Origin of the sequence: Ectobacillus funiculus (genome assembly GCF_004138295.1) — a bacterium.
Classification (GTDB): Bacteria; Bacillota; Bacilli; order Bacillales; family Bacillaceae_G; genus Ectobacillus; species Ectobacillus funiculus.
Map to the genome: position 1 here is coordinate 23,584 of NZ_SCFM01000012.1, position 21,676 is coordinate 45,259.

At 43.9% G+C, this 21,676-nt stretch carries 18 protein-coding genes; 2 read left to right on the forward strand and 16 right to left on the reverse strand.

Translation table 11 applies throughout. The features are described 5' to 3' along the window. Position 1: 1 nt before the first annotated feature. The 3 genes from recJ to EP737_RS09200 all read right to left on the reverse strand — a co-directional run bounded on the left by recJ (position 2) and on the right by EP737_RS09200 (position 5,396). Entirely contained in the window at positions 2 to 2,350 is a 2,349-nt protein-coding gene (gene recJ, locus EP737_RS09190) for a single-stranded-DNA-specific exonuclease RecJ (RefSeq protein ID WP_129727680.1), read from the reverse strand. A gap of 441 nt (positions 2,351 to 2,791) precedes the next feature. After that, entirely contained in the window at positions 2,792 to 5,038 is a 2,247-nt protein-coding gene (gene secDF, locus EP737_RS09195; protein ID WP_129727681.1) for a protein translocase subunit SecDF, read from the reverse strand. A 73-nt stretch (positions 5,039 to 5,111) separates the two neighbouring features. Beyond that, positions 5,112 to 5,396 (reverse strand): post-transcriptional regulator, encoded by a 285-nt coding sequence (locus EP737_RS09200; RefSeq protein WP_129727682.1) that lies wholly within the window; start codon positions 5,394 to 5,396, stop codon positions 5,112 to 5,114. A gap of 447 nt (positions 5,397 to 5,843) precedes the next feature. On the opposite strand from EP737_RS09200, the gene spoVB reads away from it, so the two are divergent. Then, positions 5,844 to 7,403, forward strand: coding sequence for a stage V sporulation protein B (gene spoVB, locus EP737_RS09205; RefSeq protein WP_129727683.1), 1,560 nt, complete (start codon positions 5,844 to 5,846; stop codon positions 7,401 to 7,403). A 26-nt stretch (positions 7,404 to 7,429) separates the two neighbouring features. Here the strand turns inward: spoVB and EP737_RS09210 are convergent, their stop codons facing one another. Then, positions 7,430 to 8,092 (reverse strand): DUF421 domain-containing protein, encoded by a 663-nt coding sequence (locus EP737_RS09210; protein WP_246040213.1) that lies wholly within the window; start codon positions 8,090 to 8,092, stop codon positions 7,430 to 7,432. 147 nt (positions 8,093 to 8,239) lie between these two features. Between EP737_RS09210 and EP737_RS09215 the strand changes: the two genes are divergently transcribed. After that, on the forward strand, positions 8,240 to 8,620 hold the full coding sequence (locus EP737_RS09215) for a TIGR04086 family membrane protein (RefSeq protein ID WP_129727685.1): 381 nt from the start codon (positions 8,240 to 8,242) through the stop codon (positions 8,618 to 8,620). A 141-nt stretch (positions 8,621 to 8,761) separates the two neighbouring features. Here the strand turns inward: EP737_RS09215 and yajC are convergent, their stop codons facing one another. The 12 genes from yajC to nadA form a co-directional block, all read right to left on the reverse strand. Beyond that, complete coding sequence (gene yajC, locus EP737_RS09220) at positions 8,762 to 9,031, reverse strand: preprotein translocase subunit YajC (RefSeq protein ID WP_129727686.1); 270 nt, start codon at positions 9,029 to 9,031, stop codon at positions 8,762 to 8,764. A 36-nt stretch (positions 9,032 to 9,067) separates the two neighbouring features. Further along, a complete protein-coding gene (tgt, locus tag EP737_RS09225) occupies positions 9,068 to 10,204 on the reverse strand; it encodes a tRNA guanosine(34) transglycosylase Tgt (RefSeq protein WP_129727687.1) in 1,137 nt (378 codons plus the stop codon). 126 nt (positions 10,205 to 10,330) lie between these two features. After that, positions 10,331 to 11,356, reverse strand: a complete 1,026-nt coding sequence (gene queA, locus EP737_RS09230; protein WP_129727688.1) for a tRNA preQ1(34) S-adenosylmethionine ribosyltransferase-isomerase QueA — start codon at positions 11,354 to 11,356, stop codon at positions 10,331 to 10,333. 14 nt (positions 11,357 to 11,370) lie between these two features. Continuing rightward, positions 11,371 to 11,571 carry a DUF2905 domain-containing protein gene (locus EP737_RS09235; RefSeq protein ID WP_129727689.1) on the reverse strand — a complete coding sequence of 67 codons (201 nt, stop codon included), beginning with the start codon at positions 11,569 to 11,571 and terminating at the stop codon, positions 11,371 to 11,373. Continuing rightward, positions 11,568 to 12,569 (reverse strand): Holliday junction branch migration DNA helicase RuvB, encoded by a 1,002-nt coding sequence (gene ruvB / locus EP737_RS09240; RefSeq protein ID WP_129727690.1) that lies wholly within the window; start codon positions 12,567 to 12,569, stop codon positions 11,568 to 11,570. Before ruvB ends, EP737_RS09235 begins: the two co-directional genes overlap by 4 nt. 5 nt (positions 12,570 to 12,574) lie before the next feature. Beyond that, positions 12,575 to 13,189: a Holliday junction branch migration protein RuvA gene (ruvA, locus tag EP737_RS09245; protein WP_129727691.1), complete on the reverse strand. Its 615-nt coding sequence runs from the start codon at positions 13,187 to 13,189 to the stop codon at positions 12,575 to 12,577. Between the two features lie 245 nt (positions 13,190 to 13,434). Continuing rightward, positions 13,435 to 13,917, reverse strand: a complete 483-nt coding sequence (locus EP737_RS09250) for a BofC C-terminal domain-containing protein (protein WP_246040216.1) — start codon at positions 13,915 to 13,917, stop codon at positions 13,435 to 13,437. Positions 13,918 to 14,239: 322 nt separating this feature from the next. Continuing rightward, positions 14,240 to 15,418: a YhcN/YlaJ family sporulation lipoprotein gene (locus EP737_RS09255; protein WP_129727693.1), complete on the reverse strand. Its 1,179-nt coding sequence runs from the start codon at positions 15,416 to 15,418 to the stop codon at positions 14,240 to 14,242. 91 nt (positions 15,419 to 15,509) lie between these two features. Continuing rightward, positions 15,510 to 16,250, reverse strand: a complete 741-nt coding sequence (gene nadE, locus EP737_RS09260; protein ID WP_129727694.1) for an NAD(+) synthase — start codon at positions 16,248 to 16,250, stop codon at positions 15,510 to 15,512. A 37-nt stretch (positions 16,251 to 16,287) separates the two neighbouring features. Further along, positions 16,288 to 17,256, reverse strand: a complete 969-nt coding sequence (locus EP737_RS09265) for an aminoglycoside phosphotransferase family protein (protein ID WP_165350735.1) — start codon at positions 17,254 to 17,256, stop codon at positions 16,288 to 16,290. Continuing rightward, positions 17,243 to 20,167 carry a SafA/ExsA family spore coat assembly protein gene (gene safA / locus EP737_RS26860; protein ID WP_205650915.1) on the reverse strand — a complete coding sequence of 975 codons (2,925 nt, stop codon included), beginning with the start codon at positions 20,165 to 20,167 and terminating at the stop codon, positions 17,243 to 17,245. The genes EP737_RS09265 and safA overlap by 14 nt, the downstream gene beginning before the upstream one ends. A 375-nt stretch (positions 20,168 to 20,542) precedes the next feature. After that, positions 20,543 to 21,652 (reverse strand): quinolinate synthase NadA, encoded by a 1,110-nt coding sequence (gene nadA, locus EP737_RS09285; protein WP_129727696.1) that lies wholly within the window; start codon positions 21,650 to 21,652, stop codon positions 20,543 to 20,545. Between the last annotated feature and the right edge of the window lie 24 nt (positions 21,653 to 21,676).

A 21,676-nucleotide genomic window follows, 5' to 3' on the forward strand; every position in this document is an offset into this window, starting at 1 on the left:
ACTAAGCCTCCTTGTGTACAAAAGAATCGTTCCGAATCGTTTCCAACATTTCTTTTAACTGCTGATAAGCAGAATATACTAATTCTTTTTCCACCTGTAATTGTTCGAATTTCTTCCGATATGTTTTAGACTCTGTTAAGTCGCGTTTCTCAGTCAAATGAGATAGAAAAATGACACCATCTTTTATTGTAACAAATTCAAGTTCAAAAAACACCTGTGTCATAAAATTTACTGTGTCTTTTGACCAACCCTTGTACCGGCATAGCTCCTCTCCGTGTTGCACGAGAGAAAATGGAGATTTCTGCCGAAGAAAAGCATAAAACCATTTAAAATGATCACGGGTTGGGACCGTGCTGAACGTATGATCCGCATCGCTGAGCAACACTGCATAAACGCGGGCCGGAAAGCCATATGCTAGTACATTACGCAACTGCTCAAGCGAGGAGGGCAAGTCTAAGAGCACCACGTACTGCCCTTGTAAAATACCTGACTGGATGTCGGGTGCATCAGCAGATATAGCATAGCGCTTATAGTCCTGAGGCAGCTTTTCCAAGGACAGTTCATCAAAATACAAGATGTTAAGACACTGGCTTGGCAGCGTTGCAAGCTGCTTCTCAAACCCGCGCATGCTGCGCCAGTCAAATAGCTGCCACTCTGTAACCGCAATATCCTGAATGATCACTTGCGGCTTTCGGAAATTATTCCATTCATTAATCGACAGCTCCCCAATGGCAGAAACGCGTGCCGCCGGCGAGATGTGCTCCGCCAATGGACCTAAGCCAAAACCAATGCCATCGAGACGAGCCTGGCCATTTGTAAACATAACCTTTAGATGAGAACCGTCCGAACCAATTGGTTTTATGCTCTCAAGTGATACATTCTCCACTTGGATACGCGGCTTCGGATTGCCAGCCCCAAACGGCGCCAGCTGCTGTATCTCCTCTATCACAGGCAGCGTAATGTCTTCAAGACGACACACCGCATCAACAGTCTTAACGGGCATCAAATCCTGCATTGAAAGCTGCTCTGCTGCCAGTTCATTAAGCCGTCTTCTTAGCTCATCCACATGGTCCATATCAAGTGTCATCCCTGCTGCCATAGGGTGCCCGCCAAAGTGTGGCAGAATATCGCGGCAATCAGATAGATTGGCAAATAAGTCAAAGCCTTCAATGCTGCGTGCTGAGCCCTTCGCAATTTTCTTTACGCTATCGACACCAAGAATAATGACCGGTCGGTAAAAACGTTCTACAAGCCGTGATGCAACAATGCCAATAACGCCAACATTCCATCCTTCTTTTGCGAGAACAAGTACATGGTTTGTTTCCGGAGGATAGTGCTCCTCCACCATTTCAATAGCCTCTGCCGCAATTTCCTGTACAATATCCTGACGCAGCTTGTTCAAGCTATCAATCTCTTGTGCGAGCTCCAACGCTTCTTCCCTATCCTCTGATAGGAGAAGGTGAACAGCTGGAGCTGCGTCCTCTAGCCGGCCGACTGCGTTAATACGAGGGGCAATTGAAAATCCGACGCTTTCCTCATTCGCCGCATGCTGTTGGACATTGGCCACCTGAAATAAAGCAAGCAATCCAGGGCGCTTCGTATGCTGCAGCTTTTCCAAACCGCGAATCACAAGCAAACGGTTTTCATCATGCAGTGGAACAAGATCGGCAATTGTACCAATCACCGCAATATCCAGTAAGTGCTCTGGAACCCTGCCAAGCAAAGCGTGCGCCACCTTAAACGCAACTCCGACACCGGCCAATTCGCCAAATGGATACATGCCCCCTCCAAGTCTTGGATGAATAATCGCGTATGCATCAGGAAGCTCTGGCGGCGGCTCATGGTGATCAGTAATAATCAAATCAATACCAAGCTCCTTTGCGAGCCTTGCCTCATTAACAGCAGAAATACCTGTATCAACTGTAATAATTAATGAAAAACCAGCTTGCTGCGCCCAGCGAAACGCCCCCTCATTTGGTCCGTATCCCTCGGTAAATCGGTTGGGGATATAAAATTCCACATCAGCACCAAGCTCAAGAAGCGCAAGCATTAAAACTGTTGTACTGCTAACACCGTCAGCATCGTAATCACCGTATACGAGAATTTGCTCTCCGTTCTGGACAGCTAGATGGATTCTCTCTACAGCTCGTTCCATATCTTTAAGCAGAAACGGATCATAAAATGATTGCCGTTCACTATGTAAAAAGCTTGTAATCTCTTCTTCTGTATGAAGTCCCCTATGAACTAATAAAGAGGTAATAACGGGTGATAGCTGCAGCTTATGCGCTAACTGCTGAGCCAACTCCTCGTTCCCTCTTATATGTTTCCAACGCGTTTTCGGTTGTAACAACGAAATCACCCCTCAATTCATTCATTATACTAAACCGGTTATAAGGTGACAATGAAATGCCAAATACCCTTATTTAACAGCAGTAAGAAAAGCAGACAAGGCCCGCCTTTTATGGCAGCGTAGGGGTGAGCCAGAGTAAAAGGCGCTTTTTGCCTTTTGCGGAGGTTCAGCCTGGAGTCTGACATTTTGGGCCTTGGGAGCTAGACATCACCCCGAACAGTCATCCTTTCTTATCTTGTAAAGAAAACTCGCCGATTGGCGAGCCCTGTTCTTAGGCGTAGTTGCCCCTATACTGTATTCCTAACATTTCTCGCCACGTCGAATTGTCTTCCAGCTAGAAACTTATACTGTCTTAAAGTGCAAAAAAGACGAGGCTCTCTACCTATCGCAGATACACCTCGTCTTTTTAAAACAGTTATAGCCACCCTGTTTTCCTTTTTGCTACACCTGTATGTCTGATGTTGGCTCCGGTTCTCTTTTCGTTCTGCCCTTCTTCAGACGGTTCTTCTCAAGAATCAGCCAAATTTGCGAAGCAACGAAGACCGAGGAATATGTTCCAACAACTAGTCCGATTAACAAAGCTAATGAGAAGTTACGAAGAGATTCACTTCCGAAAATCAATAACGCGATAACCGGTAAAAGAACCGTTAATACCGTGTTGATCGAACGTCCAAGCGTTTGACGGATACTCATATTCACAATATCCTCTAGGTCAGCTGCAGACCGAATCTTCTTTTTCTCTTTATACAGTTGTCGATTTCGGTCAAATGTTACGATAGAATCATTAATCGAATAACCTACAATTGTTAGTACAGCTGCAATAAACGGTAAATCTACTTCCAAGCGCAATATGCTGAACACCATAATGATGAAAAAGGCATCATGCAAGAGTGCTAACACAGCAGATATTGCATACGTAAAACGAAAACGGAAGCTCACGTATAAAATGATACCAACCGATGCGATGAGCACGGAAATTAACGCATTGCGTGCAATCTCCTTCCCGATTGTTGGTGAAACAGTACTCACATTCGGCTCATTTCCATACTTGCTTTTTATTGCATCTTTCAGTCCCGCAATCTCTTCCTTCGAAAGAACCCCGTGCGTCCGCACAGCTGCTCCTTCGTTTTTCGTACCTGTTAGTACGATATCCTCAGGATCAATATTCAGCTTTTGGAGGTCCGCTTTCAGTTCAGAAGCAACAATTGTTTTGTTACTTGTCACATCAATACGCGTTCCGCTTGAAAAGTCGATACTAAGATTTAAACGGAACAATGATACAGCAATAATCCCTACGACAACTGCTACAATCGAGAAAATCAAAAAGCGATTTCCTACTTTTACAAAGTCTATACGATCAAATTTAGTCGGTGCATACTCTACACCTTTTGAAAGAGAAATAACATCCCGGCGTTTTACACCAAAATACCCTATCTTCTTATCAAATAAACGGCTCTTTACAAGGAGACCTAATAATAGGCGTGTTCCCCCAACATTTGTAACGAATCCAATAATAAGGCTGACAATTAAACTCGTCGCAAAGCCTTTTACCGAGCTTGTGCCGTATACGAATAAAACGACAGCAGCTAGCAATGTTGTAATATGCGCATCCAAAATCGTAAGAAAAGAATGCTTATTTCCAGCCCGATACGCGGCCATCACTGATTTTCCGATTTTCAGCTCTTCTTTAAAACGCTCATCCGTAATGACGTTCGCGTCAACAGCGATACCGACACCGAGTATAAGAGCCGCGATACCCGGAAGCGTCAAAACGGCATGCATCCAATGAAAAGTAACGAGCGTAATATATGTATACAATGTTAACATAATCACCGCAACGAGTCCTGGAAGACGGTAATAGGCAATCATAAACAAGAAAACAAGAGCAATCCCAATTGCACCGGCAACGATTGTTTTTTGCAACGCAGTTTCTCCATACTTGGCTCCAACAGATGTAGAATACAACTCTTTGAGCTCAACTGGCAACGCTCCAGCATTTAACAAGTTTGCAAGTTCCTTCGCTTCGGCTGCCGTAAAGTTTCCGACGATTGATACATCCGTTTGGGTAAATACTTGATTAACAGATGCTGCAGATAAGTATTTCGGCTTTACTTTTGCCGCCTCTGCTTTATAGGAATCCTTTCCTTCCTCAAAATCAAGCCAAATGACCATTAAATTATCCGGCTTCATCGCAAGCACTTGCTCCGTTACACTTTTAAACTTATCCGCATCCTTTAAAGTAAGAGCTACGCTTGGCTTTCCTTGCTCGTCAAATGTTTGACTCGCACCGCCCGCCTTTAAATCAGCTCCGTCCATCAATACCTTGTCATTTATGTCACGGAATGTCAGCTTGGCTTGGGTTGCCAGAATCGATCTTGCCTTTGCTTGATCCTTCACGCCAGCAAGCTGTACCCGGATGCGGTCATTCCCTTCAATTTGAATGTTCGGCTCGCTTACACCAAGAACGTTAACACGCTTTTCAAGTGCCTCTACCGTACTTAACAATGTCTTGCGCGTCAGCTTCTCGCCTTCCTTCGCTGGCTTTACCTCATATAAAACCTCAAAGCCACCGCGCAAATCGAGTCCCAGATTGATACCTTGTGTAATATTCTTTGTTGTCGCTCCGATGATGCCGCCAATGAGCAACACAATTAAAAAGAAAGCCACAATTCTGCTTTGTTTTGCCATTTCTGTCGATTGCCTCCTCATTCTCATACGAAACCATTATAGAAAGAAGCCTAGATACCTGTCAAATGAATGGTTATTTGTTTTCATACTCCTCAAACGACGAAAGCGGCGCCTTATATGCCTGCATCGTTAAATATGTCATGTAGTCACTTGTAGAGAGCGTCAAAACATCATTAACAAGCTGATGGATTTTAATTTCTTCTGGTAACTTTTTCCACTTTTTACTCTTCAAACATGTCCATATTTCCTGCTCTGTTACGCGATCATACCCGAGCATGTGAAATTCCTCCACCTTACTTTGCAGCACAACGGTAAGCTCCTGCCGATAAGCATCAATTCCAACTTCCTTATCAGTCATCAAAAGTCCTCCTTTCGGGTATCATCCCCATTACCATGTCAACCAGAGATTCTGTTATACACCTGTTTGTTCCCTTGACCTAGGGAACGGTTACAACGCATCACTCACAGCAGAGCGGCGGGCTAGGGTAGAACCCGGCAGCGTGTCTTCACCTAACTGATCAACGGACTGTATCATGCTAAGACAATTCCTTCTGCACTCACTCGTACCAAAAAGTAATGAACCACACTCTCTCAAATCTACAGGTTATAATTCGAAGGGGTTAGCTAAGAAATCATATTAGCCTAGCTCCTCTCTAGACCCCCAACGCCATATATACAGGCAATCATTTGCTAAGTAAAGGGCAATAAAAAAGCTTGTACATATACACCTTGTCATGCTTGACCCCACCGAGCGCATATAAATTATTGTAAATCATTCTATGGCTTTTGAGAAGGTGGGAAACAAATGACGAAGCAAAGCTTTTTACGCGGAACGTTAATCTTAATTATTGCTGGTCTTGTCACAAGGGTGCTCGGCTTCGTAAATCGGATTGTGATGGCAAGGATTTTGGGAGAAGAAGGAGTCGGGCTGTATATGATGGCCGTTCCAACTTTTATTTTAGCGATCACCGTTACACAAATCGGTCTGCCTGTCGCAATCGCTAAACTCGTTGCCGAAGCCGAAGCGATAGGAGACCAGCAAAAGGTTAAAAAGGTGTTAACCGTATCCCTTGCAGTGACGCTTACCTTAAGTGTCGTCATTACGGCAGCTCTCATGGTTGCGGCACCGATTCTTTCTAAAACCGTTCTAACAGATTCTCGGACCTACTATCCGCTCATAGCCATTTTGCCGGTTGTACCAATTATTGCCGTATCCTCCGTACTGCGCGGCTATTTCCAAGGAAAACAAAACATGAAGCCAGGCGCGTTTGCACAAGTAATTGAACAGATTGTCCGCATTACCTTAATTGCTGTCTGTACACGCGCTTTCTTGCATCTTGGTGTAGAGTACGCAGCGGCTGGCGCAATGGTTTCAGCTGTAATCGGCGAGCTAGCTTCCCTCTTGTATATGCTGTTTATGTTTCACCGTGAAAAACACGTTGCCGTTCGTTCTCACTTTTTCCGTACGGTGAAAAACGGCAAGGATACACTCAGCTCACTGATGTCCGTCGCCCTCCCGACAACTGGGAGCCGCTTTATCGGTTCTGTTTCCTATTTTTTAGAGCCCATTGTTGTCGCTCGAAGCTTGGCGATGGCAGGCGTCACCGCCGAGGTTGCAACAAGGCAATATGGGGAATTAAACGGCTATGCGCTGCCACTTTTATTTTTGCCGTCCTTTATCACATATGCCCTATCCACATCGCTTGTCCCCTCTATTAGTGAGGCGGCGGCAAAACAACAGCACCAGCTTGTCGAGTATCGGCTTCAGCAAGCACTCCGCTTGTCGTTTATTTCTGGGGGCTGGTCAGTCATTATTTTGTACGTATTTGCTTCTCCCATTATGACGCTTATGTATCACTCCGATCATGCAGCGGTGTTTGTAAAGGTGCTCGCTCCTTGTTTTATCTTTTACTACTTTCAAGGACCGCTCGCTTCTGTTTTACAAGCATTAAACATGGCAAAAACAGCAATGATCAACAGTCTAATCGGCTCAGTAGTAAAAATCATTGTTATCTTTGTTCTTGCCTCGCGTCCGGATTTTCAAATCATGGGCTTCGCGTTAGCCATTGTAGCCGGGCTTACAACCGTAACAATTCTGCACTATGCAACCTTGCTCAAACGCATTACCTTTACCATCTATGCAAAGGATTATATCTACGGTATGCTTGCGATTTTCTTAGCCGGATTTACTGGATTTTACTGCCATGAGCAGCTGACTTTTTCCGATTCACTTGGTATGCAGACACTGTGCTCCATTGTTGTCACAACAGCAGTATACATTGTGCTGCTCATGATATTTCGTTTAATCCGAAAAGATGAACTGCGCCGAATTCCAGTACTCCGCAACCTATCCTTTCTAAAATGAAACAGCCTCCGCGCATGGAGGCTGTTTCATTTATCTATTAAATCCACAAAAAACTCTCCATCCTGAAAGCTGCAATACGAAATTTCCCCAATATCCGGATAACCAAGCTCCTGCAGCTGTTGCCGGAGCCATACCTCCGTTTTTTTCATTTCGGATAAATTATCATACTGAACAAGCCCATCTAAGATAAGCGGAAATGTAAAGACCGGATTTTGTTTTTGGCTTTTTGGGTTGGGTTGCTTTTGAAACACTGACAAACGTCCGGATGGTTCCAAAATGGCGTATTCAACGTCGCGTAGATCTCCAATGTCTTTTTCGCGAAGCTGCACAAGCAAATCCTCAAAGTTATAGCGATTTTTGCGCATTTTCCGTTCATCTATTTTTCCGTCTCGAATTAAAATCACGGGCTCTCCGTCAAGAAGTTTGCGCAATTTTTGACTTTTTATTGACACTAACGCCAGAGTGATTTGAATGAGCATTAAGGTCACCATCGGAATAATTTGATCCACAAGGGGCTTCTCCCTATCCTCAATCGCGATGATCGCAATCTCACCAAGCATAATAAAGACGACCAAATCCAACACACTCAGTTCACCAATTTCCCGTTTGCCCATCAGGCGAAAAATTACTAAAATAACACCGTATAATAAGATAGTCCTCCAGACAATTTCAAGCTCTTGCCATCCCATACTCTCATTCTCCTCTTCTGCCATACTCCATTATTATCTTTCCCGAGGCTTGCAGAACTATCACGCAATTTTTCATTCCTCATTCACTAGAAATTAGTCTATCTCAGCAGGTTATTCAATATGCTTGTATTATAAGGAGGGATCCACATGTCATCGACAAAACGATTAGGAGTAGCTGTCCTGTTTGGTTTAGGAACACTTCTTGCGTTAGCTGCGCTCACAAGTCTCATTATAGCTATGCTGCTGAAAATGACAGAGCTAGATGAGGCCAATTTGGCAATTACTATTATGATTCTTGCAATTATCTCTATGATTATTGCCGGCTTCATCTCGGGATTAAAAGCAAAAGTCAGAGGCTGGTTTGCTGGGGGGGCAACAGGCGTTGCCTACTCTGTTCTTGTTTTTCTTTTCAACTATCTGGGCCATTCACAAGGGCTTTCAAGTGAGAATATGCTGTACCAGCTTGGTCTCATCGCCGCAAGCATGATCGGGGGCATTTTCGGAGTAAATGCCGCAAAGAAGGAGTAAGGAAAGCTCACCGATTGGCGATTCGTTATTTACGCCGAGAGCCCCTTTCTCTACAACAGACATCTTATGAAGGCTAAATAGCGCCCCAAACATATATTTGGAAACAAAAAAACTTGGCACTTTATATGCCAAGTTTTTTTATTATGCTTGCTGCTTTTTCACTTCACGTACCGCATTGCGATCAAACGTTAAACGAGATCCGTCACTTCCTACTAGAACAAGCGTCGTATCAGTAACAGAATCAACGATGCCATGCATTCCGCCGATTGTAATGACTTGATCACCCTTTTGCAAGCTGCTTTGCATTTGCGCTACTGACTTTTGACGCTTTTGCTGCGGACGGATTAATAGAAAATAAAACACCGCAAACATTAAGACAAGTGGCAACACCTGCGTTACTAAACTGTTCATGCCTTACTCCTCCTTTTTAAGTCTCGTATGTATGACTTAGAAATTTTTTGCATTCGGTTTGTTAAAGCCGTATTGCTCGAAGAACTCTTCACGGAAATCGCCAAGACGATCTTCTCGAATGGCTTGTCTCACCTGCTCCATTAATTTTAACAGAAAATGAAGATTATGATAAGACGTTAAACGAATTCCAAACGTTTCGTCGCATCGAATTAGATGACGGATGTACGCGCGTGAATAATTGCGGCACGTATAGCAATCGCATTTCGGATCAAGCGGTCCGAAATCTCGTGCAAACTTTGCATTTTTAATAACGAGACGGCCTTCGCTCGTCATGCAAGTTCCGTTTCGGGCAATGCGCGTCGGCAGCACACAATCAAACATATCGATACCACGAATTGCGCCATCAATTAATGAGTCGGGCGATCCCACTCCCATTAAGTAACGCGGTTTGTTTTCTGGAAGAAGCGGCGCTGTAAAGTCAAGCACACGATTCATCACATCCTTTGGCTCCCCAACAGATAATCCACCGATTGCGTAGCCTGGGAAGTCGAGCGAAATTAAATCCCGCGCACTTTGACGACGCAGTTCCTCGTACTCGCCACCTTGTACAATACCAAACAACGCTTGGTCATGCGGACGCTCATGCGCCGTTAGACACCGTTCCGCCCAGCGGCTTGTCCGCTCTACAGAACGCTTCATATATTCATATTCAGCCGGGTACGGTGGACATTCATCAAATGCCATCATGATATCCGCACCGAGTGCATTTTGGATCTGCATCGCTTTTTCCGGAGACAAGAACAATTTATCTCCATTCAAGTGATTGCGAAAATGCACACCCTCTTCTTCAATTTTACGAAACTCGCTTAAGCTAAATACTTGAAAGCCGCCAGAATCTGTTAAAATGGCACGATCCCAGTTCATAAACTTGTGCAATCCGCCTGCCTCGCGCACAATTTCATGCCCAGGACGAAGCCATAGATGATACGTATTACTCAAAATAATACCTGCCTGCATTTCTTTCAGTTCTTCCGGCGACATCGTTTTTACAGTAGCTAATGTGCCAACAGGCATAAAAATGGGCGTTTCAAATGAACCGTGCGGCGTGTGCACGCGTCCTAGTCTTGCACCTGTTTGCTTACATTTCTTAATAAGTTCATACTTTACTGCCATAAAATAGCTCCTTCCTGTTCACATACAAAAGAAAAACAATTCGTACTATATAGCAACTAACACCATCAAAAATTTCTCGCTACGTCGAAAGGTCTTCCAGCTAGAAATTTATACTTTCCTACAGTGTTAAATTAAAAGCATCGCATCTCCAAAGCTGAAGAAGCGATATTTTTCCTTCACCGCTTCCTCATACGCATGAATTACATGCTCTCTCCCTGCAAGCGCACTAACGAGCATAATAAGCGTCGATTTCGGCAAATGAAAATTTGTAATGAGTCCATCAATTGCTTTAAATTGATAACCCGGATAAATGAAAATATCCGTCCAGCCGGAAACAGCGCGGAATTCACCGAATTGAGATGCAATTGTTTCAAGCGTACGCGTGGACGTTGTCCCGACCGTAATAATGCGTCCGCCATCTTGCTTCACGCGGTTTAACAGCGCAGCTGTCTCTTTAGACATATGATAGTATTCCGAGTGCATCTCATGCTCTTCGATCGCACTAGCTGCTACTGGACGAAATGTTCCAAGTCCAACATGGAGCGTAATAAAAGCGATATGCACACCGCGATCGCGAATCAGCTGCAAAAGCTCTTCTGTGAAATGCAGACCCGCAGTTGGTGCTGCCGCTGAGCCAACCTCGCGCGCAAATACAGTTTGATAACGATCGCGATCCTCTAGGCGCTCTTTAATATAAGGAGGAAGCGGCATTTCGCCAAGTTCATCCAGAATTTCATAGAAAATGCCCTCATACGAAAATTGCAGCAATCGCCCGCCTTGCTCCCCTATACCAGTGCATATCGCCTTCAGTCTACCCTCGCCAAACGACAGTACAGTTCCTTCCTTCACACGCTTTGCCGGCTTAACAAGCGTTTCCCAGCAATCATTCTCTTCCTGCTTTAGAAGTAAAACTTCAATATGCGCACCTGTATCCTCTTTTACACCGTAAAGACGTGCAGGCATTACTTTTGTTTCATTTAGTACAAGACAATCTCCTGGATTTAAGTATGAAAGAACATCAGCAAAATGCTTATGCTCAATCTCACCGCTTTGCCGATGCAGTACCATTAGGCGGGAGCTTTCACGTTTTTCTAGCGGTGTTTGAGCAATAAGCTCCTCCGGCAATTCAAAATCAAATAAACTAATATCCATAATTCCACCTATTCCTATTTAAATCTTCCTATTACATACAAAATAAGCGACAATACAATACTAATTAAAATGGATGTTACAATGGGAAAGTAAAAAGTAACATTTCCTTTTTTAACTAAAATATCCCCCGGAAGCTTGCCGATAAGCCTCCAAACAAGACCGATCACAATAAACAAAACACCGAGAGTCAAAAATAATTTTGAAAAATCCATCATTGCTTCGGTGCCTCTCGCTGAAAATGCTCATATGCCAAAGAGGTAGCGATGCGTCCACGCGGCGTACGCTGCAGAAAACCGATTTGTAATAAGTACGGCTCGTATACGTCCTCAATTGTATGCGCCTCTTCACCGATTGTCGCTGCTACTGTATCCAAACCAACTGGACCACCCCGAAATTTATCAATAATGCCAAGTAATAACTTATGGTCAATATGATCCAAACCAAGCTTGTCGACCTGAAGCAGTTCTAGCGCTGTTTGGGTAATTTCAAAGGTAATAATGCCGTTTCCGCGCACCTGAGCAAAATCCCGTACACGGCGCAGCAAACGGTTAGCGATACGCGGGGTTCCGCGTGATCTTCTTCCGATTTCATGAGCAGCCGATGCTTCAATTTCAATCGTAAACACATCTGCTGTTCGTTCAACGATATGGGACAACTGATTCACGTCATAATATTCCAAGCGGCTTAACACACCGAAACGATCACGCAGCGGGGCGCTGAGCGCGCCAGCACGCGTCGTTGCACCTACGAGAGTAAATGGCGGCAAATCCAAGCGGACTGATCGGGCAGAAGGACCTTTTCCAATCACAATATCAAGACAAAAATCCTCCATTGCCGGATAGAGTACTTCCTCTACTGTACGCGGCAAACGATGAATTTCGTCAATAAACAAAACGTCTCCTGGCTCAAGAGCCGTTAGCACTGCCGCCAGATCACCGGGACGCTCAATTGCCGGGCCTGATGTCGTGCGTATATGCACTCCCATCTCCACTGCTATAATATTTGCTAAAGTTGTTTTCCCTAATCCAGGTGGACCATATAATAAAACATGATCGAGTGTTTCCTCTCGCAATTTTGCAGCTTCAATGAAAATTTCCAAATTATGTTTTACTTTTTCCTGACCGATATATTGCTTTAACGTTTGCGGTCTGAGCGAGTATTCAGATTCAGTATCCTCAAATACCGCTTCCCCAGAAACGAGACGTTCGTCCACGATCCTCACCTCTTACCGTTTAATAGAAGACGAAGTGCCTTTTTAATATATTCCTCGGTTGAAAGGGACTCTTTTTGCAGATCGGGCACAACGCGATTGATTTCGCGCTCCGCATAGCCAAGCGCCTTCAGTGCCTCCAATGCCTCCTCTAGCTCGCGGGCATTCCCCTCCTCATCAGAACGGGACGAGGCTGAAAATAAATCTGGCATAAAATCAGCCAACACATCTCCAAGCTTCCCCTTTAAATCAAGAATCATTTGCCGAGCTGTTTTCTTGCCGACACCTGGAAATTTCACAAGAAATGTCTCATTTTCCTGCTCAATCGCCTGCACAACCTGCTCAATTTGACCAGCTGCCAAAATAGCTAGCCCCCCCTTTGGTCCGATGCCTGAAACGCCAAGCAGCTTCACAAACAAAGAACGCTCCTGTCTCGTCTGAAAGCCATATAAGGCCAATACATCTTCTCTAACGTACTGATATGTATAGACACGAACTGACTCCTTACTCGTTCGGAACGCATACGGATTTGGCGTCAAAATTTGGTATCCGATTCCGTTATGATCAATCACAACGTATTCCGGTCCCGTATATTCCACGCTTCCTGTAATATATTCAAACAAGGTACGACCTCTCCCTTTTTAGTCATGACTTTCATTGTATCATAAGTTACCGAAAAAAGTACAAACACAGCGAGAGGTCTTAAATTTATAAAGAAAACTCGCCGATTGGCGAGCCCTGCTCCCCGGGCGAAGACAGAGGCGTAGTTGCCCTTATACTTTATTCCTAAAATTTCTCCCTACGTCGGACGGGCTCTCTGCTAAAAATTTGTACTTTCCTAAGGTATAAGAAAGAGACTAGCGGTCAGCTAGTCTTGCAAATTGGAGTAGCTTTTCATTTCCTCTAGTACTTCTGCGAAACGCTCCTTTGACTGAATACGAATTCCCTTCTCAAGCTGCTGGCGGCGATCCGTCTTCAGCTTCTTCGTATCAATTTGAAAAAAGGATTGAATAACATGTTCACTATTTGGCATACCCTTAAAAATTTGCAAAATCCCTTCCTTTGAAACACCGAAATAACCGCTTGTTTTTAATAAGGGAGATATATCATTGATCCGCTTTTGTAAAACAATCTCTACATCATCACGATCAATAATTTGCCAATCCTTGTATTTACGCAGCACTTGTTCTATCTGCTGCGTTTTCTCTGTAAGCACCTCTTCACTCACTTCTCCATCTAAATATGTACGCTGCAAAATAACGGTTATGCGCGGCTCTTCATGAGAAGCATCCGGTCGCTTTGGGATTATCGGCTCCATTGGCGCAGCCCATACATTTCCCTCATTTAACATAATGAAACAGGCGATCACTATTGTAAATATAGCCTTCATTATGACATCCATACGAATCACCTCTTTGAAGAGAATCGGGAAATAGCGCAAATACATATGTATTTTTGCCGGAATGGGTTATTTTATCCCCCTCTATAGTTATTTTCTCTACACATAAGAAAATGTAAACAAACTCGTACGAAACACACCGTTTTGGTGAAGACAGAGGCATAGTTGCACCGAGGCCCTTGCTACGTCGAATCCACCTCTGGCTGGAAATTTATACTTTCTTACGGTGGAACAAAGAGGAAATGGTAGCTTTGCCATTCCCTCTTTGCCCTCATTAATCCACTACGCGATGATAATCCGTACGAATTGAACGAAATAAATTCGTCATATCACGATTCATTTCGTTTGTCATGGCACCATTTTTCATTTTATTGCTCATATTACGCACGCGATCATACATCGTTTTTGTTACTGTCACATGAATGGTGCGTCCCTTTGCATAGGGTTCAGCAACGCGCCGCACATCGTTTTCTATTGTTCCTGTTGCTGCGCCATTACGCGGTTTAATCGCAACCAGAATATCATCTCCATATGTGACAGCTGCAACGCGATCTACATCACGCAAACCCTTCACGCGATTTTGAATCTTTTCCGCCGCAGCGCCTCCTCCATCAACATTGTAATCACTGATCGTCATATTGCGTGTTGGGTACCCATCATTTGTTAGATGTCCGTGATAGTTACGGGAACCGTAGTAGTTGTAGTTAGGGCCTTTATCCCCAAGCTGTTTCATTTTTTGATTCACTTTAGAATATTTTACATTCCCGTAATCATCTGTTTTCGTTCCGCGATTTGTGACACGATTTGCATCATACGCTCGGTTATATTCCGTCATATCTGGATTGCTATAACGATTTGTGACGCGGTTCATATTGTAATCACGTGTTCCTGTCCCACCATCAATCTGACCGGAACGTGTCATGTCAATGTTAGTAACACCAGAACCGTTAGTTCTACCTACTCCAGCACCTGTACCGGTCATGCCGACTCCCGTGCCTGTTGCCCCAGCACCTGAGCGCGTTGTCCCAACATTTGTCATGCCAGCACCAGGATATGTGCCTGTACCAGTTATACCTGTCTGTTCCCTATTACGATTCGACTCGTTCGTTCCCGTTTTTCTGAGGTGATTTGTAATATCGTTATCGCCAATACCTGTAAGCTGGTTTCTTACATGTCTGCGCATTGCTGTCCCATCAGCCGTACCATCTGGGGTACCAGTCGCCTTGTTATAATAACCTACTCGGCTAGCATCCCAAGGATTAGCTCCTGGTATTACATCATTACCGTACACATTGCGGTTTGCTTCATTACGATATGTTACATTACGGTATTCACGTGTCGACATTTTATGTGCATTACGATTTTCCATAGCTGTGTCTTTATCAGTATTACAAGCAGTTAAAGCACCAACGACGAACAACGATGTTGTCAGCAGCTTCCATTTGTTGTTCAATACAAAGACCCCCTCTGCTAAGTGAACATCAATACGATGCTCGTTCTTATCATGACAAGCAGAGGGGGTTTTTAAACTGTAATTATTTAACTTAGAACTTTGGAGGAGCTGCTGCTAAATGACGTTTATGCTCGGAACGTGCATGCAGTCTTTCAATAACTGCACGATCTTGCTCAGGGACTTCTTCGCCCTTTAGGTACTTGTCAATCATATTATACGTAGTACCCATTTCATTTTCATCGGTTTGCCCTTCCCAAAGACCAGCTGTCGGTGCTTTATGTATCACTTCATCCGGTACTCCGAGCAGGCGAGCCATTTCGCCCACCTCTCCCTTGGTAAAGTGTACAAGCGGCACAAGATCAACACCGCCATCGCCGTATTTTGTGAAATAGCCTGTATGCCATTCTGCCGCATTGTCCGTTCCAACAACTAGATAGTTGAAATTATTCGCAACCGCATATAAAGTAGTCATACGCAAGCGTGCTCTCGTATTGCCGTCTCCAAGACGAGCTTTCTCCTCATTCCATTCACCTGTTGCCTGAAGCTGCTTTTCAACTTCACCAAACAATGCTTGATGTGTTTCTGTCAAGTTGATTACATAATGATCAATCCCAGAGCTTTCTACAACGCGTAACGCATCTTCCTGATCCTTTGGATTGCTTTTGCAAGGCATAATTAAGCCGAGGGATTGGTCTGGGAACGCACGTTTAATTAAGTGCGTTACAACAGCTGAATCGATTCCTCCGCTAATACCGACAATCGCACCGTTTGCATTTGCTTCCTTTACCTTTTGTTGGAGCCATTCCACTAGCTTCGCAATTTGATTTTCCATTTCCTGTTACCCCTTTTCTTAGACTGGTTACCTGTAGTTATGTTATCACATTATATAATTTCTCAACAAATGCGAAGCGTAATTCATAGTTATTTTTCGTAAATAAAATAAGCTGTCGGCGGAATTTCTCCTGTAAGAAGGACGGAAGCTCTAAAAAATAATCCCATTCCCTCATAATATCGCCTGGAAATATAAGAGCTAATAGAAAGGCTCTATTAAAAAGAAAGGGGTAAAGTTCCTTATATCGGGTCAATGCCGCAAATGACCAATTCAGAAAAGGAAGAATGCCATAGCAATATTTCACATAATCATACAAAATAGGCCCAAAGCTGACACAGTCAAAATCGATGAGATACGTATGCTCTCCTCTAACAAAGTTATGCTCAATAACATCACCATGAATAAACCCATATGGCTGCGAAGACCAGTCAAAAGAATTTAACCCAGCTAAAGAGAACTCTGCCCAGCGGAGCAACTCACTTGTTATCTCACTGCCAATACAAGCTGAAATCAATGACGTATAGCGCTGAAACTTAAGTATGCGCATCTGCCATTTTGCATTCCATTCAAGAAACGGCACTTGCGACAACAATTGGTTCGGCAGTTTAGCAGCGTAGCAATGATATTCATCAAGCGCTGCAGCGGCTTGCCGTCTGTTCTGTTCCTCATCAAAACGAAACACCCCTATATGCTGGATATATTGAAATAACAGCCAATACTTACCGTAAAAACAGCCATACTGTAGTCCGGACGGAAATGACCGTATATAAGAGGTAAGCCGGAAACCAGTTTGCTGCAGATGCTGCAGAAATATCATTTGCTTCCTTGCTTGTTCATACGTGCTGTACCCTTTCAATATATAAGATTCCACCTCACATCGAATCAAAAACACCGTCGGCCGCAACTGTACAATATACCGTACGCTTATCCCATGCCCCGTCAAGAAGAAAAAAAGGCGATCTGTTAATGCATCGCCTTTTTCCAGTTGGTGCTTATTCCGTTTCATCTTCATCATCAATGTCCGGTGTACCAAACATAGATGTTTGTTCAGGACGATAATAAGGCATACCCGGCTGCGGCGCATACGGTGTATACGGCGTTGGCTGATAATATGGCACTTGCGGATAAGACGGATAATACGGAGCTCCATACGGTCCTCCTGGCTGCGGTGCATATGGATAGGATGGCTGCGGATCACTGCAGCCGCAATCCTCTTGCGGAGCATAAGGACTCAGAGCTGGCGGCATATTCGGATCGTAAGCAGGACTCATTGCGGCTGCATTTGAATCATATGACGGCATTTGTAAAGAAGACGACTCATAAGGAGCATGGTGATAGGGCTGCATGAAAGCAGATGATTCAGGCTGCGTATAAGCTCCTTGCACATATCCAGGATTCATAGGCGGATATGGCGACTGATATGGCATTCCTCCATAATATGGAGGCTGCGGCTGATATGCTGGTACGTATTGTGGATATGGCGGATATGGTATATATTGCGGCGGCTGGACATAAGTTGGCATTGGCATCGCCCCATACGGATTCATTTCGTACGCTGGTGAAACAACTGGAGCAGCGTACGGATCGTATGACGGCATATAAGGCTGACTCGGCATCGCTGCCATATGATCTGGTGCTGCATTCCCGTATGGCATACTCGCTGAAGGAGATACCATCCCCGGATTCGATAAATGCGGCATGTCTCCTAATGGTGACACCATTCCTGGATTTGACGCGTTTGGCATGGCTCCTAATGGTGACACCATTCCTGGATTTGACATGTTTGGCATGTCTCCTAATGGTGATACCATTCCTGGATTTGACATGTTTGGCATGTCTCCTAACGGTGATACCATTCCTGGATTTGGCATGGCTCCTAATGGCGACACCATTCCTGGATTTGGTGCAGGCATTGCACCCATGCCCGGCATACCTGTCATTTGAGGCATAAAGCCCGTTAATGGCAGCGTTGGGAAGGCTCCAGCACCTTTATCCGCAGCAGGAAGAATCGGATTTGGCATTTCTGCCTGCACAGGACTGAGGCCTGGAATACTTATCGCTTGAGAAGGTGCTGCCGTTTTTCCTTTATCCGCAACAGGAAAAATCGGATTTGGTATTTCTGCCTGCACGGGACTGAGGCCTGGAATACTTATAGTTTGAGAAGGTGCTGCCGTTTTTCCTTTATCCGCAACAGGAAGAATCGGATTTGGCATTTCTGCCTGCACGGGACTGAGGCCCGGTATACTTATCGCTTGAGAAGGTGTTGCCGTTTTTCCTTTATTAGCAATAGGAGGGACGGGCACATTCACATTCTCCTTCTGTGCTACCGGTGCTGTAAAGCTTGGCAGCGGTACTGTAGGTATTGGATTAGCTTTTGCTTTGTCGGCAGCAGGATTCACGTTCGTTTTTCCTGCAGCTGGGGATACAGCCATATTTACATTTGCTTTTTCAGCATTAGGAGCAGTGAATTGGAGGCCCTCATTTCCTTTGTTTGCTATCGGCGAAACAGCTTCTGTATTAGATTTGCCTGCCCCAGGAACAATGATTGGCTTTTCCGCCTTTTTCTCTGCTCCTCCGACCTTGAATTCATTAGCGACATGAAAATTCTTCGTTGGCGGCTGCGGCGGCTGCGGTAAAATGTTGATTGAAAATTTTGTTGTTTCTTTTTGCGGAGCGGCTGTTTTTGTAATTGGTGCCTCTTTTTGAATTGGCTTTTCCTTTTGAATTGGCGCCTCTTTTTGAATCGATATTTGCTTTTGAATCGGCGCTTCCTTTTGAATCGGCACTTCTTTTTGGATCGGTATCTCTTTTTGAATCGGTATCTCTTTTTGAATCGGCACTTCTTTTTGGATCGGTATCTCTTTTTGAATCGGTATCTCTTTTTGAATCGGTATCTCTTTTTGAATCGGTATCTCTTTTTGAATCGGTATCTCTTTTTGAATCGGTATCTCTTTTTGAATCGGTATCTCTTTTTGAATCGGTATCTCTTTTTGAATCGGTATCTCTTTTTGAATCGGTATCTCTTTTTGAATCGGTATCTCTTTTTGAATCGGTATCTCTTTTTGAATCGGTATCTCTTTTTGAATCGGTATCTCTTTTTGAATCGGTATCTCTTTTTGAATCGGTATCTCTTTTTGAATCGGTATCTCTTTTTGAATCGGTATCTCTTTTTGAATCGGTATCTCTTTTTGAATCGGTATCTCTTTTTGAATCGGTATCTCTTTTTGAATCGGTATCTCTTTTTGAATCGGTATCTCTTTTTGAATCGGTATCTCTTTTTGAATCGGTATCTCTTTTTGAATCGGTATCTCTTTTTGAATCGGTATCTCTTTTTGAATCGGTATCTCTTTTTGAATCGGTATCTCTTTTTGAATCGGTATCTCTTTTTGAATCGGTATCTCTTTTTGAATCGGTATCTCTTTTTGAATCGGTATCTCTTTTTGAATCGGTATCTCTTTTTGAATCGGTGTTTCCTTCTGAATCGGTATCTCTTTTTGAATCGGTGTTTCCTTCTGAATCGGCGTCTCTTTTGGAATTGGCATTTCCTTTTGCTTCATTATAGGCAACGGATATTCCTTTTGCTGCTGCACCATTTCCTGCTGCATCGCAGGCTGCTGGGTAGCTGGAGCAGCTCCTGGTAGAGCCTCTTCTTCCTCTTCGATCGAGAGCGTCTTAATTTCTGAAGCAGGCTGCTTCATTTGTACCTCTTTGACATACTCTTTCGGCGACACGGCCCCTGCTCCGGGATTTTTCTTAGCTGCCGTGCTGGCGGATGGTATCTTTATCTTCATGCCCGGCATAATTAACTCGGGGTTACTCAGCTGTGCATTCGCGCTTTTTAATGCGTTAAGCTCCACTCCATACTTATTTGCAATTTTATACAAAGTGTCCCCTTTTTGTACAATATGAATTTTCACCTTTTCCCCCTCCTGTATAACATCTCTATAATTAGTAATGTAAGTTTGAGTGCCATGTGACTTCATCACAATCTATGCGCTAGAAAAGGACTTTATGTACAAAATTTATGGGCAACCCTGTGTAAAACATAGAAGCTTATAGAGGCTCTTACCTATCAATACACAATGCCCAAAAAGATTTATTTTAAAGAAACTCGCCGATTGGCGAGCTCTGCCTTTGGGCGAAGACAGAGGCGTAGCCCTACTTATACTGTATTCCTAAAATCTCCGGCTACGTCGAAGACGCTTCTCGCTGGAATTTTATACTTTCTTCAACTGCAAGTATAAAAAAAGAAACAAAGAGAGATCTCCTTGCTTCTTCCTAGCCTCATTCTATTATGCCAAAGCGAGCATGCGATTTAATGCAAGCAATGCGTCCTTTGCAACTTCCTTATCTACTTCAATCACGTTCACTACTTCGCCCTGCTCCAATGACTCTAATGTCCAGAGCAGATGCGGTAAATCAATGCGATTCATCGTTAAGCACGGACACATATACGGATTTACCGATACAATGTGCTTATCTGGATGCTGTGCAATAATGCGTTGCACGAGATTCATTTCCGTTCCAATTGCCCATTCACTTCCTGCCGGTGCTTGTTCAATCGTATCAATGATATATTTTGTAGATCCCGCATAATCGGAAACTGCAACAACTTCACGGCAGCACTCTGGATGTACGATTACATTCATATTCGGGTAGTTCTTTCTTATATTTTCTACATTTTTCACTGTGAAGTTTTGGTGAACGGAGCAATGTCCTTTCCATAGAATGACCTTAATATCTTCTAAATTGCCTTCATACTCAAGCTGATCTGTTTGCGGATCCCAAACTGCCATGTGCTCAAGAGGCACACCTAGGTCATACGCTGTATTTCTGCCTAAATGCTGATCCGGTAAAAACAGAATGCGTTCTTTTTGGGTAAATGCCCATGCTACCATTTGCTTTGCATTTGATGATGTAACAGTTGCCCCGCCATTTCGGCCGCAAAATGCCTTAATTGCAGCTGTAGAGTTTACGTAAGTGAGCGGTAAAATTGTATCCCCAAATAACTCGTGCAGCTTCGGCCACGCACGTTCCGTCTGCTCAATGTCCGCCATATCTGCCATGGAACAGCCAGCACGCATATCCGGTAAAATAACAACCTGTTCATCAGTCGTCAAAATGTCTGCTGTTTCCGCCATAAAGTGCACACCGCAAAATACAATATATTTTGCTTTCGTATTTTTTGCTGCTACCTGTGCAAGCTGTAAAGAATCTCCTGTTGAATCAGAGAATTTTACAACTTCATCCTTTTGATAATGGTGTCCGGGAAGGAATAATTCCTCGCCAAACTTTTCTTTAATTTCACGAACGCGTTTCTCCATTTCTTCTACAGACATGTTCGCATATCGTTCTGGAAGTGCTACTTGACCATGTTGTTCTACCATTTCTAAAATGCTCATGCTTTTTCCCCCCAACATTCTTTA

Bases quoted from the DNA above. Each gene is read 5' to 3' on its own strand.
- queA (WP_129727688.1), bottom strand. From the start codon at position 11,356: ATGGATATTAGTTTATTTGATTTTGAATTGCCGGAGGAGCTTATTGCT.
- EP737_RS09235 (WP_129727689.1), bottom strand. From the start codon at position 11,571: ATGATGGATTTTTCAAAATTATTTTTGACTCTCGGTGTTTTGTTTATT.
- EP737_RS09250 (WP_246040216.1), bottom strand. From the start codon at position 13,917: ATGTTAAATGAGGGAAATGTATGGGCTGCGCCAATGGAGCCGATAATC.
- spoVB (WP_129727683.1), top strand. From the start codon at position 5,844: ATGACGAAGCAAAGCTTTTTACGCGGAACGTTAATCTTAATTATTGCT.
- EP737_RS09265 (WP_165350735.1), bottom strand. From the start codon at position 17,256: ATGAAACGGAATAAGCACCAACTGGAAAAAGGCGATGCATTAACAGAT.
- EP737_RS09200 (WP_129727682.1), bottom strand. From the start codon at position 5,396: ATGACTGATAAGGAAGTTGGAATTGATGCTTATCGGCAGGAGCTTACC.
- EP737_RS09210 (WP_246040213.1), bottom strand. From the start codon at position 8,092: ATGGGATGGCAAGAGCTTGAAATTGTCTGGAGGACTATCTTATTATAC.
- yajC (WP_129727686.1), bottom strand. From the start codon at position 9,031: ATGAACAGTTTAGTAACGCAGGTGTTGCCACTTGTCTTAATGTTTGCG.
- secDF (WP_129727681.1), bottom strand. From the start codon at position 5,038: ATGGCAAAACAAAGCAGAATTGTGGCTTTCTTTTTAATTGTGTTGCTC.
- nadE (WP_129727694.1), bottom strand. From the start codon at position 16,250: ATGGAAAATCAAATTGCGAAGCTAGTGGAATGGCTCCAACAAAAGGTA.
- nadA (WP_129727696.1), bottom strand. From the start codon at position 21,652: ATGAGCATTTTAGAAATGGTAGAACAACATGGTCAAGTAGCACTTCCA.
- tgt (WP_129727687.1), bottom strand. From the start codon at position 10,204: ATGGCAGTAAAGTATGAACTTATTAAGAAATGTAAGCAAACAGGTGCA.
- EP737_RS09215 (WP_129727685.1), top strand. From the start codon at position 8,240: ATGTCATCGACAAAACGATTAGGAGTAGCTGTCCTGTTTGGTTTAGGA.